At 56.9% G+C, this 246-nt stretch carries 1 protein-coding gene; it reads right to left on the reverse strand.

The annotated features are described in order from the left end of the window. Nucleotides 1-174 (reverse strand): transposase (locus tag BV911_RS20475; RefSeq protein WP_139840181.1); only part of this gene is annotated, 174 nt, incomplete at its 3' end. Nucleotides 175-246: the final 72 nt, after the last annotated feature.

The raw sequence follows: 246 nt of genomic DNA on the forward strand, positions 1-246 counted from the left end.
CCCCTTCTTCTTCATCTCATGGCGCCAGGAATAGACCTGCTGCCGCGTGATCTCGTGGCGCTGCGCCACCTGCGTGACCGTCGCCTCATCAACGCCCACAGACATCACGATCCCCAGCTTCTCCTCGTCGCTCCAACGGCGTCGACGTTCAAACCCAAGTATCTCACCACGCATCACTGACCCCACCTAAGACACGTCGCAAAGGACGTCGTTAAGCACGTATCTTAGCAAATCATCCGGAAATCA

Origin of the sequence: Pseudoruegeria sp. SK021, from assembly GCF_002119405.1 — a bacterium.
Lineage (GTDB): Bacteria > Pseudomonadota > Alphaproteobacteria > Rhodobacterales > Rhodobacteraceae > Meridianimarinicoccus.